This is a genomic window from Kineosporiaceae bacterium (assembly GCA_016713225.1).
In the GTDB taxonomy this organism is placed as follows: domain Bacteria; phylum Actinomycetota; class Actinomycetes; order Actinomycetales; family Kineosporiaceae; genus JADJPO01.
Genome location: JADJPO010000011.1, coordinates 224,811 through 241,591, shown reverse-complemented (window position 1 = coordinate 241,591; position 16,781 = coordinate 224,811). Strand labels below are relative to the sequence as shown.

17 protein-coding genes and 1 pseudogene are annotated in these 16,781 nt (G+C 71.1%); 6 read left to right on the top strand and 12 right to left on the bottom strand.

Going from position 1 to position 16,781, the window contains the following annotated elements; genetic code table 11:
- Positions 1-165: 165 nt before the first annotated feature.
- Positions 166-1,131: a replication-relaxation family protein gene (locus tag IPK24_23825; GenBank protein ID MBK8078491.1), complete on the bottom strand. Its 966-nt coding sequence runs from the start codon at positions 1,129-1,131 to the stop codon at positions 166-168.
- A gap of 505 nt (positions 1,132-1,636) precedes the next feature.
- Between IPK24_23825 and IPK24_23820 the strand changes: the two genes are divergently transcribed.
- The gene (locus IPK24_23820; protein MBK8078490.1) at positions 1,637-1,867 is read left to right on the top strand and encodes a helix-turn-helix transcriptional regulator; all 231 of its coding nucleotides are present in this window, start codon (positions 1,637-1,639) and stop codon (positions 1,865-1,867) included.
- A 576-nt stretch (positions 1,868-2,443) separates the two neighbouring features.
- Here the strand turns inward: IPK24_23820 and IPK24_23815 are convergent.
- The 7 genes and pseudogenes from IPK24_23815 to IPK24_23785 all read right to left on the bottom strand — a co-directional run bounded on the left by IPK24_23815 (position 2,444) and on the right by IPK24_23785 (position 11,047).
- A complete protein-coding gene (locus IPK24_23815; protein MBK8078489.1) occupies positions 2,444-2,710 on the bottom strand; it encodes a hypothetical protein in 267 nt (88 codons plus the stop codon).
- Between the two features lie 349 nt (positions 2,711-3,059).
- Positions 3,060-5,116: pseudogene (locus IPK24_23810) on the bottom strand (type IV secretion system DNA-binding domain-containing protein).
- A 330-nt stretch (positions 5,117-5,446) separates the two neighbouring features.
- Complete coding sequence (locus tag IPK24_23805; GenBank protein ID MBK8078488.1) at positions 5,447-5,836, bottom strand: hypothetical protein; 390 nt, start codon at positions 5,834-5,836, stop codon at positions 5,447-5,449.
- Complete coding sequence (locus IPK24_23800) at positions 5,812-7,320, bottom strand: DUF87 domain-containing protein (GenBank protein ID MBK8078487.1); 1,509 nt, start codon at positions 7,318-7,320, stop codon at positions 5,812-5,814. Before IPK24_23800 ends, IPK24_23805 begins: the two co-directional genes overlap by 25 nt.
- A gap of 89 nt (positions 7,321-7,409) precedes the next feature.
- Positions 7,410-8,441: a PrgI family protein gene (locus IPK24_23795; GenBank protein ID MBK8078486.1), complete on the bottom strand. Its 1,032-nt coding sequence runs from the start codon at positions 8,439-8,441 to the stop codon at positions 7,410-7,412.
- A 12-nt stretch (positions 8,442-8,453) separates the two neighbouring features.
- The gene (locus tag IPK24_23790) at positions 8,454-10,052 is read right to left on the bottom strand and encodes a hypothetical protein (protein ID MBK8078485.1); all 1,599 of its coding nucleotides are present in this window, start codon (positions 10,050-10,052) and stop codon (positions 8,454-8,456) included.
- A 329-nt stretch (positions 10,053-10,381) separates the two neighbouring features.
- A complete protein-coding gene (locus IPK24_23785) occupies positions 10,382-11,047 on the bottom strand; it encodes a hypothetical protein (protein MBK8078484.1) in 666 nt (221 codons plus the stop codon).
- Positions 11,048-11,362: 315 nt separating this feature from the next.
- On the opposite strand from IPK24_23785, the gene IPK24_23780 reads away from it, so the two are divergent.
- Together IPK24_23780 and IPK24_23775 are read left to right on the top strand one after the other, a co-directional pair.
- Positions 11,363-11,989, top strand: coding sequence for a hypothetical protein (locus IPK24_23780; protein MBK8078483.1), 627 nt, complete (start codon positions 11,363-11,365; stop codon positions 11,987-11,989).
- The gene (locus IPK24_23775) at positions 11,976-12,254 is read left to right on the top strand and encodes a helix-turn-helix domain-containing protein (GenBank protein ID MBK8078482.1); all 279 of its coding nucleotides are present in this window, start codon (positions 11,976-11,978) and stop codon (positions 12,252-12,254) included. Before IPK24_23780 ends, IPK24_23775 begins: the two co-directional genes overlap by 14 nt.
- A 257-nt stretch (positions 12,255-12,511) precedes the next feature.
- Here IPK24_23775 and IPK24_23770 read toward each other — a convergent pair whose 3' ends face one another.
- The gene (locus IPK24_23770; GenBank protein ID MBK8078481.1) at positions 12,512-13,027 is read right to left on the bottom strand and encodes a hypothetical protein; all 516 of its coding nucleotides are present in this window, start codon (positions 13,025-13,027) and stop codon (positions 12,512-12,514) included.
- Positions 13,028-13,104: 77 nt separating this feature from the next.
- Between IPK24_23770 and IPK24_23765 the strand changes: the two genes are divergently transcribed.
- Positions 13,105-13,269: a hypothetical protein gene (locus IPK24_23765; GenBank protein ID MBK8078480.1), complete on the top strand. Its 165-nt coding sequence runs from the start codon at positions 13,105-13,107 to the stop codon at positions 13,267-13,269.
- Positions 13,266-14,489, top strand: coding sequence for a hypothetical protein (locus IPK24_23760; protein MBK8078479.1), 1,224 nt, complete (start codon positions 13,266-13,268; stop codon positions 14,487-14,489). Before IPK24_23765 ends, IPK24_23760 begins: the two co-directional genes overlap by 4 nt.
- Here IPK24_23760 and IPK24_23755 read toward each other — a convergent pair.
- Positions 14,471-14,869 carry a hypothetical protein gene (locus IPK24_23755; GenBank protein MBK8078478.1) on the bottom strand — a complete coding sequence of 133 codons (399 nt, stop codon included), beginning with the start codon at positions 14,867-14,869 and terminating at the stop codon, positions 14,471-14,473. The genes IPK24_23760 and IPK24_23755 overlap by 19 nt on opposite strands.
- On the opposite strand from IPK24_23755, the gene IPK24_23750 reads away from it, so the two are divergent.
- Entirely contained in the window at positions 14,837-15,304 is a 468-nt protein-coding gene (locus IPK24_23750; GenBank protein MBK8078477.1) for a hypothetical protein, read from the top strand. The genes IPK24_23755 and IPK24_23750 overlap by 33 nt on opposite strands.
- A 68-nt stretch (positions 15,305-15,372) precedes the next feature.
- On the opposite strand, the gene IPK24_23745 is transcribed toward IPK24_23750, so the two are convergent.
- Both IPK24_23745 and IPK24_23740 read right to left on the bottom strand, forming a co-directional pair.
- A complete protein-coding gene (locus IPK24_23745) occupies positions 15,373-16,215 on the bottom strand; it encodes a hypothetical protein (GenBank protein ID MBK8078476.1) in 843 nt (280 codons plus the stop codon).
- 221 nt (positions 16,216-16,436) lie between these two features.
- On the bottom strand, positions 16,437-16,706 hold the full coding sequence (locus tag IPK24_23740) for a hypothetical protein (protein MBK8078475.1): 270 nt from the start codon (positions 16,704-16,706) through the stop codon (positions 16,437-16,439).
- Positions 16,707-16,781: the final 75 nt, after the last annotated feature.

Below are 16,781 nucleotides of genomic sequence, written 5' to 3'. Positions count from 1 at the left end.
GGTCCGTGCCGACCGGCCTGGGTAGGCGGGTGGGCGGGGTTCGGACGCGGGGGCCGCGCCGGCCGGTGCCCTGTGCGGGGTGTGGAGCGTTGTGGTGGTGATGTGAGGTCTCGACCGTATGGCTCGGACCCAACCGGGCCAGGGGGTATGTCTGGGCTGGTTGGGTCAGTTGGGTTGGGTGCCAACCCAACTGGCGCCGTCCGGGCTTGGGTCGAGCAGGTGCAGGGGGTCCTGGTCGGGGGTGGGTGGGCCGGGATGGTAAGGGCCGGGTGTTCCGGGATCGCTGGGCAGGTCGATCAGCCGACGGCGGGTCCCAGGGGGGTCGGTGGTGAGTTGCCAGATCGGTCCGGCGGGGCCGTCGTCCTGCTCGGCAAGGGACGGGTGGGTGGTGGCGACGGTCGTGCCCAGGTCGCGGGCGTGGTCGCGCAGGCGGTGGTGCAGGTGGGACTCGCGGGTGGGGTTGGGCAGCCGGAACAGCACGGGGTAGTCGGGGCCGCCGTCGCGGCGTAGCCGCGCGTAGGGGTCGAGTTTGGTGACCAGGCGGTGCAGGGGTTCGGTCCCGGTGTCGTATTCGAGCCAGAATCCGACCTGGCGGTGGTGCTCGGTCCAGACGCCGTGCCCGTCGGGATGCAGGCGCTGCCCGACGGCGGCGGCGCTGCGGGCTGGTCCCCACCACCGCGCGAGCCGGGTGTGCCGGTGGCGGCGGGCGTGGGTGAGCAACGCGATGAACACGTCGTGGGTGCCGTCGGAGTGGTCCCGGTGCGAGCTGGCCGCGATGGCCTCCACCCGGTCACGCCAGGCGCGGGGTGTGGGCGGTGGGGCGGCGTGGTGGACGGCCATGAACCGGGCTGCCAGCAGCCCGGCGACCCAGTGGGTCTGGCGGGGCCGTCCGGGGCGGATCGGGGTGAACCGGTCCACCCAGCCCAGCTGCCGCAACCGGTACAGCCGTCGCTTGGCTGTGGCGAGGGAGTCGAACAGCACGGCGGCGATCTGCGCGGTGGTCAGTGCACGGTGCTCTACGAGCAGCGCTGCCAGTACTTGGTCGCGTGGTTGAAGGGTCTGGACGACGGTGAGCAGATCCTGATGATCCCGGCGGCGAGGGGGCGTCCGAGTGTGAGGACGGGCAGGCATGGTCAGCGTTGGGCTGCGGGTGGCCCCCGTCAGGGAGGAGGCCCCTGAGGGGCTTGTCGGGGTCGGCTGACGGGTTCGGGATTGGGCATGCTGGGGCCTCCTACCTGGGCAAGGCACCGAACGGCCGGCGCGGTGAGGGCGTCGGCGGTGGGGCGAGCGTTGGGCGGGGATCGGGGCGGACTCGGGGGAGGTCTGGCCCGAGGCTCGAGATGGATGGCAGCGTCGGGATGGAGGCGCACTGCGGCCCCCGCGGTGGGAGTTGAGGCCCCAGGGGGACCGCAGTGGCCCCGGCTGGCTTCGGTTCGAACCCTCAACGCTCTCCCGACGCACCGGGCGCCTGCATGCTGGCCGAGCGGGGGAGGGAGTCCATCGACCCCGACCCGGCCAGCACGAACGACGATACCGGATCGGCGTCATCATGTCGAATATTCGGCACGACGACGCATGTACGGCGTCATGCTGTCGGTCTATCGCTGGGTGCCGGGATCATGTCGATGATGAGGAAATGGCGCCCATTGGAGACGTGATCGCGGCCAACGTGCGGGCCGAACGCGCACGCCGCCGATGGACCCAAGCCGAGCTCGGTGAGCGCGTTGGCTGGCCCCGGTCCTCAGTCAGCGACGTCGAGTCCGGACGACGCAAGCTCACCGCCGACGACCTCGTCGCGCTGTGTCTGCCGTCGCAACGACCGCAGCGGTGCACCACGTTGTCCCAGTTGTTCCTCCGACGGCGTTGACAAAGGCGAGGCGGGCAGCCCTAAGGGACGCGCGAGCTTCCTTCCACTGGTCTTCGGGGGAGCGTGTGCTGGTCGTAGGCCTACCTCCCAAAGCGCCCGGTCTGCGTCGTGGGCGGCCTGCACGATGTGCGTTTCAGCCTTGAGGTTCAGCACCTCGAGCGCTCGTTGAAGGGTCCCAGTTAACGAAGCCCAAGTGGTGCGCTTCTAGCGCTGCAGGCGTTCCCACGGCTTTCGCGTACGCCAGGTAGACAGCGGCGTAACTCGGCCAAGAATGCCGTGCAGGCGCCGATCTGGCCCGTAGGACCGATGTCGCCGCTCGGTGGTAGCGGAGAAGTAGCTCCCCATCGCGACGCCTAGGAGTGCAGGCTCGACCCGCTGAGAGCCACCACATTCGTCCAGTCCACGTCCTGACTCCTTGCGCCTTCGGGTGCTCGTCGTCGGATGCACAATCTGAAGGGATCATTCGCAGGGTCACTGTCTCGTGGTTTCCGGACCAGTCACCGCCCGGGGACGATCCTGATCAGCATCGATCCGTTCTGAGTCGCTTGGCGTCGTACTCCTCTCACGTCTCTGGTCTCAGAGTGGCTGCAGAGCCGGGCAGTCGCTCCCGCCTGCGGTCGTCGCCAGGGCCGCCACCTGCTGCAACACCACGCTGCCGATGATGACGAACGCGACAGCGATGGCCACCGTGCCCCCGCGGAACAGCCCGACGCCCGAGGCCGAAACCGAGTCGGGTTTCCGCGGGTCGTACCGCACTTCGATCGACCGGTTGACCTGGGGTGGTGGCGACGGCAGTCGATCCAGCAGTGCCTGGGGGCCCACCGGTCCAGCCAGATACCGCACGTTCGCAGTCGGGCCGCCTTTGACCTCGTTCTACCGGGTCACGAGGACGGTGGCAATTCCGCCTCGCGTCGTCAGCGCGAGTCGGCGCGCACAGCTGAATGCCGCGACCAGCATCGTCGTGACCACCGCGGCAGTCGGCCAGCCCCTGCCAGTGCAGTCCCCGGGGTAAGCCCATGGCGAATGTTGGGACGATCCGTTCGAGGCGAGACTCACCATCGGTGCCGTTTCCTCGGTGTGGAGGTAACCGAACCAAGCGCGCAGACATGATGCCAGCCTTCCGGTGCCGTGCCCAAGGTATTCGCAGCGTGGCGAACCTTGGTCCCTGACGAGCTCTCAGGTGGTTTCACGGTCACCGCAGGGGATTGGTCGTCAAGGTGAAGGCGGTGGTCTCGCGGCCGCGACCACGTCGGATTGCAGCGGCGGTGTAGGCGTCGAGGTGGGTGAGGTCGTATTCGTCAAGTTCGGGGGTGGTGTGGCGGGCGAGTTGGTGGGCGTCTTCGGGGAGCAGGTGAAGTAGATCTTGTTGCGGGCGTTGGCGGAGATGGCGAGTTGGGTGTCGCGGGGAGTTGGGCGAGGTGCTGGTGGGCGAGCACCAGGGAGAGTCGGTAGCCGCGGGCTTCGGCGAGCATGTCGTTGACGGAGCCAGCGAGGTTGAGGATGTTGTGGGCTTCGTCGATGACGACGGTGGCGTCGCGGCGCCGGGATTCGGGTTGGCGGGCACGGTGGGTGGCGGCTTGCCAGACGGAGGCGAAGACCAGGGAGCCGAGGAGGCGTGAGGTGTCCTCGCCGAGTTGGCCTTTGGGTAGTCGGGCGATGAGGACGCCGCCGTGGTCGAGGATGCGGGTCATGTCGAAGCTGGATTCGTGGGGGCCGATGGTGGCGCGGACGAAGTCGCGCAGCAGGAACGAGCGCAGCCGGGCCAGGACGGGTCCGGTGATCTGAGCGCGGAGCGCGGGTGGGGTGGCTTCGAACCATTCCCAGAACCCTTTGAGTCCTTCGGGGTCGTCCAGGCCGGCGGTGAACGGTGCCCGGAACTGCTTGCCGTTCAGCAGCGGCGGCACGGTGGTCAGGGTGGGGCGGGGGTGGCGCATGACGGTCAGGCAGGCCACGCGCATGACGTCGTCGATGCGGGGTCCCCAGTGGCGTTGGAAGATCGCGGCGAAGATCGACACGATGTTGTCGACGACCAGGTCGTCGTCCGTGCCGCGGCGTTGCAGCGGATTGAAGGTGGCGCTGCGCTCAGGCTGGTCGGGGTCGATCAGGACGAGCCGGTCGCCTATGCCCTCGGGTAGGCGGGCCAGGACGTCGAGGGCGAGGTCGCCCTTGGGGTCGATCAGGACGACGCCGCGGCCGGCGCGGATGTCGCCGAGGACGAGTTGGGCGAGCAAGGTGGACTTGCCGACGCCGGTGGAGCCGATCACGTGCAGGTGGTGACGGGCATCGGCCACGGGCAGGGCAACGGTGTGGCCACCGACGGCTGCCCGACCGAGGACCTTGGTGTTCCGGCCACCGGTGGGCACGGTGATCGGTGCGGGGACGGTTCTCGCGCGCGCCCGATCCAACCCAGGCACGGCCAGGTCCGTGGGCAGCCCGGCGAAGGCGGCCAGTTCCGTCGTGGTGAGCAGGAATCCGCGCCGCTTTGGCGGCTCGCCAGAGCTGGTCCGGGTGGGCCGCGGGGATGGGGCGCAGGCGGTTGCCGGCGGTGTGGACGGCGAACGCTGACGCGAGCGCGTGGCAGACGGTGATCAGACGCCGGGTGGCGGCGTCCAGCTCACGGTGGGTCAGCCGTCGCCGCCACGTCAGCCGAGAGGCCTTCCGCGTGAGGTGCATCGCCCGGGACGGGCGGGCCGTGGCGTGGGTGACGCCGTAGCGGATGGCGGTTTCCCAGTGCGGTCCGGTGGTGGTCTTGGTCAGGGCAGCGGTGGCGTCGCGGTCGCGGTGGGGGTCACCGACCGGGCGCGTGCCGGTGGGGGCCGAGGTGCGGGTAGAGCTGAGCATGGCCGTCAAGGCACCTATCAGGGAGGTCAGCACTCGTTCGGGGAGCCCAGTCGATGTGGAGCGGCCGGCCTTGAGCGCGGCGGCTCCGGCGCGCAGCCGAGCGAGTTGGCGGGGCGTGGCGGGTCGAGCGAGTACCTGGACGCAGGCCGTCTCGGTCGCGTTCAGGGTGGAGGTGGCACCGAGCAGGGCGCGGTGGGGGTCGGTGTCGTGGTCGGTGGCCAGGGGGTGCCAGTCGGGCCGGGCGAGAACCAGGGCTCCGCCGTCCACGCTGATCGACGGCTCGGGTTCGGTGCTGGCTCGGTCGCAGGGTCTCGTCGCCAACGGAACCGGGTGGGTGGCGGGTTCGATGACGGTGGTGGCGCCGGGCCAGGCGGCGGACACGGCGGCGGCGATCGGTCCGGCGGGCATGGTGCCGGGGACCCAGATCAGGATCTGTAGGTGGCGTCCGGTCCAGCGGTATTCGAGGGCCAGGTGCGGTGTGCCCTGGCGCAGTCGCCGCCAGCGTCCGGGTGAGCAGGCCGTGCAGGTTCGTCCAGCAGGCTCGGGCGCCGTCCGGGTCGACCTGCGCGGGCGGGGTGATCAGCACCTGCTGCGCGCCGTCCAGGAGTTGGGTGTGCCGCCATCGACGGACCCTTCGGTGCAGCGCCAGTCCGCCGGCTGTGGTCAGGACGGCGAGGGCGGTCAGGACGGCGAGCAGCTCGACTGCCGGGAGCGGGACCTGGTGCAGGGGAGGCGGGTTCATCGTGGGTCGTCGGGGTCGGTGTTGGGGGGTGGGTTGGTGATCAGGTGGTGTTCGGTGGGGGAGGCGGTGGCGCGGTAGGCGACGCGGGCGTCTCCGGCGATGAGGAGGGCTTCGCCGCGGGGTGCGGTGAGCAGGAGTCGGGCTTCACCGTTGGTGAGGTCGAAGGTGTCGGCGATGGTGTCGATGGCTTGGGGGGCTTGGCGGAGCAGGATCTGGGTGGCGGCGTTGGCGATGACGATCTGGCCGAGGTCGGAGGTGAGTAGGTCGGCGGCGTCCTGGGTGACGACGGTGAGCCCGGCGTGGCGTTTGCGGGCGGATTTGGCCATGCGGGCCAGGAACCGGGCGCCGTCGGGTTCGCGCATCAGCGTCCAGGCCTCGTCGACCACGACCAGTCGGCGTACTGGTTCGGGGGGTGGGTCGTCGAAGCGGGCGTAGTCCCGGGCTCGTGACAGGGACGGTGGTCGTCGGTGGGCTGGTTGGGTGCCGGGTGGTGCTGGTTGGGCAACGGGTTGGCCAACTCGGTGCGGGTGGGACGGCGCCGGTTGGCATCGGGCGGGTCGGGTAGGTCGACGTCGCGCCAGATGGCGTCCAGGGCGAGCAGCATCGCGGCGGCCCGGAGTTCGTCGGGTAGGTGGCGGGTGGACCAGACCACGAGGTGGCCGGTGGGGTGGGCGGTGGTCGCTCCGGCGAAGAGGTCCTTGAACGCGCCGGTGGTCCAGGGCGTCAGGCGGGCAGCGAGGGTGGCGGCGTCCGGGTTCGCGTCGTCCCGGGTGAGGGCGGCGGCCAGGTCGGCCAGGACGGGGGCGGGGCGGCGCCAGGTGGTGGGGTCGTGGGTGATGCCCGCAGTGGTGTAGGTGGCGGTGATGGCTTTGTCGAGGGCGGCGCGTTCGGTCGGGGGTGGCTGCTGGCCGAGCAGGACCCCGATCAGGGTGTGTAGGAACAGGGCGCGGCGGGTGAGCGCGTCGCCTCGGTGGTCACCGGGTGGCAGGTCGAATGGGTTGACGCGCGCGCCGGGTGCCCCGAGGCGGACCAGGGTGCCGCCGACGGCGTCGGCGAGGTGGGCGTACTCGTCCTCGGGGTCGATGACCGCGACCTGGACGCCGTCGTAGAGGTTGCGCAGGACGTCGAGTTTGACCAGGTAGGACTTGCCGGCGCCGGAGCGGGCCAGGACGACGGCGTTGTGGTTGTCCTGGGTCCAACGGTCCCACCAGACGATGCCGCCGCTGGTGGTGTTCACCCCGAACAGCACCCCGCCGAGGGCGGGTCCCTCGCCCGGTAAGGCTCCGGGCAGGTCGGGGCTGGCCAGGGGGAACGCGGCGGCCAGGGCGTCGGTGTCCATGATGCGGCGGTGGCCGAGGCCGTCGTGACCCAACGGCAGGGTGGAGCACCAGCCGGGCAGGTGGCGCCAGGTCGCCGGGTGGGTGTCGAGCAGGACCGAGGCCGCGGCGGCCCGGACCTCGGCGACGGCGTCGGCCAACGCGGCCCGGGTGGGGGCGTGCACGGTCAGGTAGAGCCCGACCCGGAACAGGCGGGCCTGGCCTCGGGCGAGCCGGTCGGCCAGGTCGGCGGCGTCCTCGGCGGCGGCTTCGATCAGCGGGTCGTCGAGGCGTCCCCGGTCGGCGCCGATCCGCCGCGAGGACTCCAACCGGGCACGCTGCCGGCGCAGCCTTCCCGCGGCCAGGTCGGTGGGCAACGGGTCGATGTGGATCGCGACGTCCAGCCGGCCCGCCCACGCCAGCAACGGCTCGAGCCAGGACATCCCGACCTCGGCCGGGTAGCCGTGCACGATCAGGGTCGCGGTATAGCCGTCACCGATCCGCAGGAAACCCGGTGCGGTCACCACCGAGGCTGGGCCGACCACCGACGCCAGCGGCGGTTCGGGTGGAGTGGTGGCGGGAGCGGTGTCGTGGGGACGGCGTGTGGTCCGGCGGGATGCCTTGCGGCGCCAGGTGGTTGGGTTCACCAGGGGTCCTCCTCCTCGAGGCGGTCGGTCGTGGCGTCGTCGTCCCAGCTCGTGTCCGGTGCGGTGACCGGTGTCGTCGGTGGGGTCCGGGGAGTGCGGGGGTCGGTGGCGGTGAATGGATCGGTGGCGGCGGTCAGGACGGCGGTGGCCTCGGCGGCGTCCAGGACCCGGCAGCGGGATCCGATGTCGGCCAGCGCCTGCGCGGTGGCGGCGGCTCGGCGGTGGGCCTCGCGGGCGATCGCGACCCGCGGTGACGTTCGGCGGTCGCCGGTCGGGGTGGGGGTGGTCGCGGTGCAGGCGATGGTGATGGTGCGTTCGAGCGGGTCGTGGGCGTCGGCGAGGTCGAGCAGGAACCAGGCATGATCGACCGCCGCTGTCGCGAGCGCTTCGTGCGGCAACGCGTGGGAGGCGTCGGCGATCCGCACCGCGCGTTCACCGAGATCGACCCGGCGGGCCGAGACGACGATCTGCACCGGCCCCGGCAACGCGTTCAACCAGCGGCCGTAGGCGGCGACTTGTGCGGCCTGCTCCGCGCCGGTGTTGAGGTTCGAGGTGATCGTGGACGCCGCAACCAACGCCACCGCGCTCGACCCGAGCGACAGGACACCGTCACCGTCGATGTCGGAGGCGGGGAGCCGCAGCACACCCAGGTGGCCCGTCGTGGTGGCGGGGGTGTGGGCGGGTGCCCAGGAGGGCGCGGCGTCCCGGGTCGGCGCGACGGGGACGAGGCGACGCGGGGTGCGGCGGTGGGTGATGGCTGCCAGCAGCCAGGCGTCCAGGCTGATCCCGTCGCGACGTCCCACCGCGACCGCAGTCGCGACGGCTGCCAGGGGCGCGGTCGCGGCGGCGAGCACGGGCAGCGGGAGACGGCCGGCGAGCAGGTGCCAAGTCAGGTAGATCGGCACCGCGGCCGCGGCAAGGATGGCCGCTTGGCGGACGGTCAGGCCCATCACCACCCGGTCGGGAGTGTCCAGATCGGCCGGGATCCGAGCCCGCACCAACGCATCAGCTGCCAGGGATCGACTCATCAGGGTCTCCTCTCAGGCCAGCGCCGAGCCACGGACGGACGGCGGCAGCGGTCGCGGCGGTAACGACCCGGGACGTGGACGCCGAGGCGGCGTCCGGGTCGGCGTGGTGGGTGGAGGGATTGCCGGACCCGAGGTGCGGGGCGTGCCCGGAGCGGGCCGCGGGCTCGGTGACGGAGGTGACGGTGCCGGTGGGTGCGGCGGGGTCGCGGGAGCCGGAGGTGCTGGGGCCGGCGCTGGGCCGCGCCCCGGGAGAGGACCAGGTGGCCGGCCCGATGGGCGCGGCCCAGGAGCAGGTGGTGCCGGCGGCCGTGGCGGCAAGCCACCCCCGGGCAGACGACCTGGCAAGGGACCACCGCCGCGGCGTCCACCGGCGCCAGCTGAGCCGGGACCCGGTGACGCAGGTCCGGGTGCGGCAGGTCCGGCGCCTGCGCTGCGGCGTCCGAAAGCTCTGCTCATCGCGTGGCCGAGGCCACGGGTGATCTGGTGGACAACGACCAGGCGGACCATGGCCGCGGCCAGGTTCGGGCGAGTGCTGGCGTGGGTGAGGTGGCGGCGGATCAGCGCGGGGATGCGGACGGTGACCCACAACAGGACCGCCACGATGATCAGGTTCAGCAGACCGCTGGGGTCGGCGGGCAGACCGTAGGACGGCAGGTTCGCGGCCGGGTCCAGGAAGATAGCCAGGCTGGTGTGCAGGGCCACGGCCTGCAGGACGACGGTCGCGGCCAGCCCGGTCATGGTGCGCCACCAGGCCTGCGCGATGACCTCGGTCCACGGCAGGGCGTGGCACGCCAACGCGACCGGGGCGATCCCGACGGCCACGATCAGGGCCGCGAACCGGGTGATCCAGCCGACCAGCAACATCGCCAGCAGGACGTTGATGATCAGACCGACCAGGGTGGTCAGCAGGGCCGAGACCGGATTGGTCAACGCGCTGGTGACCACGCGGAACAGTTGCCCCAGAGAGCGTTCGGAGGCGATGCCCTCACCGGTCAACGCCACCACCAGCGTGTTCGCGGTGGTGATGATGCCCCGGCACAACGGGGTGGCGAAGTTGGCCGCGACCAGACCGATCACCAACCGCGGCAACAGATCCGCGACGCCATACCGGACCGGCAGACTGTCGCCGGCCATGACCACGATCGCCGCGGCCATGAGGGCCAGCACGAAGCCGGTGTTCACCACCGTCAACGACCGCGCGGACAGTGCGGCGATCTGGGGCAGGCCGGTGACGTCCGGCAGGTGGAACAGCGTGGTGGCCAACAGGTGCCAGATGGTGTTCAGGCTCTCGCGAGCGAACGCCGACAGCCATGCCACGGCCTGATCGAAGATCCAGCCGATCATCAGACACCAAGGATCTTCTTCAGCACCGTCAACACCACCGGCGCCAACAACGCCAACGCATACCCGATCCCCGCCGAGCGCAGCGACTCTTGGCGCGCTCGACATCCGAGGATTGCCCTCGGCAGCCATGTACCGCAGGCCGCCCAGGGTGAGGTGAACGTCGCCAGTGGCCAGAATCCCGACCACCCAGGCCGTCGCATTGTTGATCACCGTGGGGAGATCAGCGACCATCACCGTCGCCGAGACGGCGCTGGACCAGTGCTGCACGTCGATCACCTGCCCTTCGCGGAGGTGTTCTGTATGTGCCTGTCGGGGGTGCCACCGCGGGCATTCGGCGGATTCGGGCAGACCCGCGCCTCCCTTCGAAGGACAAGCGGGTTGGCGGTGCGGGCTGCGAACACGGACACCGGCCACGGCTCCGTCCTCACGCCACGCGGTGGCACCGGAACCAGAAGCCCGACCCGGGTCTGGTGGAGGGCAGGTCGGTCCCGGGGCAGGGAACAGGTTCCGCTCACCCACGGGTGCTGCGTTGGCCAACTGAAGGTCTCGCCGGAACGGGCACGGTCAACCGTTGGCCAACCAGCCCGGGAGGGGTGTCAGCGACTGGGGGACAGGCCAACCCAATCGAGTTCTCCGGCGCGCAGCGCCGCAACCAGGCGTTGCTCACCCGCGCGACGCCAGGCAGAGGCGAGGTCGAGGGAGATGCCCAGCCGCTCGGCGGCCACACTCAGCGGGACGTCGTCCAGTCTTGTCGCACTGATGAGCAGGCACTCGTCAGGATCGATCACCGCGGCGGCCAGGGCACGGGTCAGCACCCAGTCGGGGTGATCCCATGGCCGTGGTGGCGGCGGCCCCCACGCGTCCTGGACCCGGATCGCGTCGTTGTCCTGCGCGCAGGTCCGGACACGCCGGACGGCGCGGGCTCCGGCATCGAGCAGCCGACTACAGATGTTCGCCGCGTCGACGTCGATGGTGTGGAGCCGTTCCAGGAACCCGGTCAGCAGCTCGGCGTCCAGGTCGGCGGTCTCGCCGTGCCAGCCGAACGCCAACCGACCGGCCCGACGCCGCAGCCCGGGTATCGCCAACCCGACGGCCGCCAACACCCACACGCTGCCATCGCGGCGGGCACGGGTCACGACCTCACGCCACACCACATCCCGCGTGGCTCTGGGTGTGGCGTCGTGGATCAGCAGGCGGCGTAGCTCGTCCAGCGGCACCATCTGCTGCGGCAGCGCCTCAACACCGCGGCAGTCGAACGCCACCGGCGCTGGAGGGCACGTGAGCAGATCGAAGGCTCTTTGAGCAGCGTCCAACGGGCCGGCCGGCCACGGTGAAGCGCAGCCTATGGGTGGTGAGACGCGAAGTGATCGGCTCGGGGACACATTGGGCTCCTGACGCAGGGGCATCGGCGAGATGCAGGGGTGTCCCACATCGCCTCACGCCAGCCCAACCGGTTGGCCAACCTCGACCGATCGCTGAACGCGCCAAGCCGGGTCGATGGACCTGGTTGGTGCCGGTTGGGTCGACAACTCGGTCGACGACCTGGCCATCACAGGGCGGACGGGCCGTGGGGTGGTGTGAACACGGACGACCGGCAGCAGACCCCGAACCCCATGCCGAACAACGACCCCGCCCACCTCGACCCGACCAACCAGCCCGGCCACCCCAGCGCCGGGCGTGACGCGGCCGATGCCCTGAACCTGGGAGAGCGCGCCGCCCAGAATCTGCTCCGCATGGCCACCACCGAGGGGCAGACCGTGATCGACCTGGACGACGACCCCACCCTGCGCGCCGCCACCACCCAAGCGGACCTGGGCTACCGAGCCGTGGACCTTACCGCACTCGACCAGCCCACCGAGCCTGGGGATCTGGTCGCGCTGCGCTGGCCCCGTCCGGGACTGGAACAGTCCTGGCTGAGCTCGGCACCCGAAGTCTTCGCCGCTGTGGCAGCGCTCACCGCACCTGGAGGCGTCGTGGCCGTCATCCTGGAACCCACACCGGCGCATGCCTTCGGCATCACCTGGACCGGCGTCCTGCTCACCGCCGCCAGGGCTGCCGAACTGAATTTGCTGCAGGACATCGTCTGCCTCCACGACCTCCAGGTCGCCGACGATCAGACACCGGACGCCGCCCCAACCGCAGCCCTACTCCACCGGATCATCCTCATCCTGCGCACCAGGACCGGCCGCCATGCCCAGGCCTAAGCCGATCGACAGCGGCGAACTACGCCGTCGACAACGTCGTGGAGTCTGGACACCGGAACAGGTCCGAGCACTCGGCATGACCACCGATCTAGAGACGGCGGCCGAGATCATCGGTATCGGACGGACGCTGGCCTACGAACTTGCTCGTGACGGCGCCTTCCCAGTCCGCCTGATTCGGTTGGGCCGTCGCGTCCTGGTACCCACCAGCGACATACTCGCGCTCCTAGCGACTCCTGTAGTAGTTCCCGCCGACGGGGATACATAGCCTCCTTGCGTGGTGTGTTGGGGTTGTCGCCTGCCGCGGTGGTTGGACCAGCGTGAGTTGAGTTCTGCCATGGTCGCGATCCCATCAAGCTGGCAACCGACAGGGGTGGACAGCGCGGCTTGCTGAAGGCTGGGTGGTCATGGGCGAGATCGTCCGTGTAAGCGAGCCTGAGGGTGAAGGCCGTTGTCCTGACTCGTGTTACTGAGTCCAATTCGGCCGGTCAGGTAGCGTCTAGCTCCGTCTATCTCTCGTCGGGGTCACTCGCAATACGCCGGGTTGATTCCCGCAGAGGTGATCGGGTTCGTCACGGGGTACGGGAGGTCGAACGACCCGTCAATGAGCCAAGAGCTGACGTTGTGCTCGTCGACGACGGAACTCGCGAGCGTCGTGTCGGGAACGTACTGGGCACGGGGGTCGGCAGCGAGTACCTGGTCGCCGCGAGTAGCGCCGAGCGAGACGTTATGAGGCAAGACCATGCGGACGGGCGTCGCGCCCTTGCGCAGGTACCAGGCGACGAGCTTGAAGTCCTTCCCTCTGGTCGTGGATGCCTCGAAACGCACTTGCAGGGCACCCCAGGCAAGTTCACGGCTGTTCTCCGCCTCGGGGAACAGCTCGCAGGCGGGCCCGGACGCTCGAATGACCTTGGGCGCGCGCCCAGCGGCGTCTGGCTGGTCACCGACCGGGCGGACTACATCGCCTACGAGTCCGGGACGTCGCGCTGGCACCAGGAGCACATCATCCTGCACGAGGTCGGGCACCTGCTGTGCGGGCACCGGTCGGGCCCGTCCGGCGTGCCGCCGGCCGACCTCGCCGTGCTGGATCCCTCGCTTCCCGATCTCGACCCGCCACGGTGCGGTCCTCGCTGCGCCGTCACGACTACGCCGATCGTGAGGAGCAGGAGGCCGAGCTCGTCGCATCGCTGCTGAACCTGCGCGCGGAGGCCAGCCGGCGTCCGGGTCTGTGCCACGAGGGGGCGGGCGCGACCGCCCGGATCCGGCACACGCTGCTGCCGTGAGGTCGGCAGACCTGGTCAGGATCGGCTTCACCCTCCTGGTGGCCCTCGGGGCCGTCCGGGCCGGCCGGAGCTGGTGGCGACACCGGGGTTGCGGCCGGGCGGCGTTCCTCGTCGCGTTCCTCGCCCTGTTCGTGGCGCGCGTGGTCACGAGCCCCCACGTCCACGAGTGGATCGACCGGACGTGCGGCTACCCGAACGTGTGCAGACTCGCGCTGCGGCTGTCGGAGGTCCTGCTGGCGGCCTGCATCCAGGTGCTCGTGCTGTCGTGGACCGACCGGGACGCCCGGATCCGCCGGGTGGTGGCCGGCTACGTCCTCGTCGCGATCGTGGTGGCGGCGCTCTTCCTGGCAGGGCCCGTGGCGCCGGAGCGGGCGACCCACACCGGGCTGTCCCGGGAGACCGACGGGCGCCTCCTGGCCGACCTGGGCTGCACCCTCGTGGCGCTCGCAGCGGCGCAGCTGAACCTGCTGCGGCTGTCGCGCCGGCTCGTCGGTGTGCCGGGGCCGTGGCTGCGTCGCGGGTTGCGGCTCGTCGAGGTGTCCGCCGCGCTCGGGCTGGTGTACTGCGCGGTCGCCATGGCGGTGGAGGCCGGGCTGCCCTGGCCGCGCGTGGTCGACGGTCAGCGACTGGCGGAGGCCGTGGCCACGGCCATGGAGTCGGCGCTGATCCTCGGTGTCGTGCTGCCTGCCTGGGGGCCGCGCCTGTTCGCCGGGTGGACCTGGTGGTCGTACGTGCGGGAGTACCGCGCGCTCGGTCCGCTCTGGTCGGACCTGCGTGCGCCGGGCCGCGGCCCGGCGCACGGCCCGGTCCTCGCCCCGGCCCGGAGCTGGCGGCCCGACGACGCCGAGCACCGCCTTTACCGGCGGATGATCGAGATCCGCGACGCGCAGCTGGCCCTTCGCCCCTACGTCGACCCGGGTCTGGTCGCGGCGGTGCGCCGGAACCTGCCGCAGGACGGCCCGGGACGCTTCCTGCCCGGCCCGCTCGTGGAGGCGGTCGTGCTGCACGGGGCCCTCGTGGCGCGCTCGCGGGGGCAGGCGCCGGGGGACGGCGCGCCGTCCGACGAGCCGGCGGGGCCGGAGGGCTTCGCCGCCGAGCGGGTCTGGCTCGTGGAGGTGGCGCGGGTGTGGCGGGAGATCCGGAGCGGCGGAGATCCGGAGCGGCCGGATGCGGGCCGGGCCGGGCCGCCGGGATCCGGCCATCACCTCGCCCGGGCCTGACCTCCCCCGCCGTCGCGCCGCCCGGCGATGGCCGCCATCACGCCGCGGACCATCTGCTGCACGGTGGCCGCCGCCGACTCCACCGATCCCGGCCGGCCGGCGTCGAGCCACGCCGTGATCGCCTCGACGGTGAGGGCGGGCAGGAGCCGGGCAGCCCAGGCACGGTGCTCCGGGTCGGCGAACCGCTCGCGCAGCCGCTCCTCGCTGACGGCGAACGACGTCGCGGAGACGTGGTCCGCGAACGCCTGGAACTCCGGCTCCTGGCGGGACAGCAGCCGGAAGCCTGCGGGATCCTCGTCGGCCAGACGGACCAGCGCGGTGAGCCCGTCGCTGCCGACCCGGCCGGGGTGGCCGACTGCGGCGACGAGCCGCTCGCTCACCTGGTCCACGTCACCGTCCGGGGCCGCCTCGTCGTCCTCGCCCGAGGGATCCCCGTCCTGGAAGACGACGCCCAGGTCCTGTCGGTCCCGGCAGTGCCCTCCGTCGGGGAGTTCGGCGCTGTCACCTTTACCCGCGACCTCGGTCGCTGGCTCGGTCGCCTCTTCGACGTCCCAGTCGACGGCTTGGTCTACCGCGAGAACAGGTGGGACCACCGCCCCTACCCACGCGCCCAATCCCACGAGGTCCAGATCGCCGGTCACCTGATCCGGGTCACCGCCTACGACGTCCTGACCGACGACCGACTCGACGTCCGCACCGCCCACGCCATCGCCATCGACACCCACGCCCCCTTCCTGTTCACGCCCCGCCGCCCCGCCCTTCACCTCGACTGGCAACTCGCCTGCGCCGCCTGGTGCGCGGTCAACCCCGGCTGACCGCCGCCCAGGACCACGAGGGCCATGTCTGCGGGCGCGCCTCGCCTGGACCGCCGTCCGGCCGTTCTTCACGCAACGGAAGGGAAGCGGTGGAGGAGAAGGCGGGCGGCTGCGGTGACCACCTGCAGCCGGAATCGCGTTTCGTCGGCATTCGACTGTCCGGGGTGAGAGCCGTCCGAGTGGGACATCTGCCATAGGCCTTGGAGGAGATTCCCTCCAGCTCTGGGGCCGAGGCTCGGCGTGCCGATGAGCTTTCCGAGAGCCTGACCACCTCCGCCCTGGTCGGAGGGCTTCGAGAAGTCCGTGTGGGCCTCGGCCAGTTGCACGAGAAGGTCCTCGAACATGGCCCGCAGCTGGCTGTTGGACGCCTCGTACCGATGCTGGCTGAAGCTGTCCACCGCTTGGTGGTAGTGATTGAGCGCTACTCGATAGCCGCGGTCCTCAAGCTCCTTCTCGAGAGCGGTGATCTCGGGGCCGAGGGGAACGGGGCCGGCGTCTGTCGGGCGCAGTTCGTACTCGACCCGCGTCTCGTGGGGCCGGGAGAAGACGTTCCGGGCATCGACCACGTCATCAACGGCGTGCTTCCAGGCCAGTTCATAGCCGTCGCCCAGCAAGGCCTCACGAAGTTCACCGAACCATGGTGGCGGATCTTCGGGGTCGGTCCTGCTGCCGGTGAGGAACTGAAGGACGAAGTCCAGCAGGGCGCGATGGGCGCTGGCGTCGCCGCCCCGCGCGGCGCGCTGGGCGCCCAGCAGCCGTGCGCGGAGGATCTCCTGCTTGTTCGCCTTGTCGTCCGTGGACCCGAAGCGGAACACGTCCGCGCGCATCATCACGGTCTTGAGCGTGCTCGCCGTCCAGTTGGAGGCAACCTCGATGAGCAGACCCAGCGTCGGATCTTGCAGGGTGTCCACGGGTGACAGTCTGCCGTGCCCGGTGCCGCGCCGTCTCTCGGCGGTCAACAGCTCCCCGGGTTGTTGCGCCGCTGGTGGCGGACTGATCGCCAGGGTGCCGCCCTGACTGCCCGCGGGTGACGTCACTGCCTGAGGCCGCGGCGATCGAGGGCGTCTCCCGATCACAGCCCCACGTCTCCCCGGGGCCAGCTGCACGGAAGACCGTGCGTGGTTGGGGGGCGTCAGCCGGGGTCCTCGCCTGCGACCCGGTAGCCCTCGGTCAGCGTCCCTCCTGCTCGATGGAGGACAGCCAGCACGGCCTGCTCGAGCTCGGCCTTATCCCGAGGTTCGAGGATGACGGCCTTGTGCCCCCTCAACAGCGACGCGAGGGTGCCCGCGTCGAGGTCGGCGAGCCTGCGCGGGAGCCACTTCCCGCGCGAGACCCACCCACCGCTGCTGAACAGGGCCAGCTCGCCGGCCGCAAGCAGCAGTCCTCCGGCGATGAACGCCATCTCGGCGGGGTCCTGGCAGCCGCGGAAGTCGTCGAGCAGATCGGTGAGCAGGTAGCGCCGGGTGGTCAGTTCGTC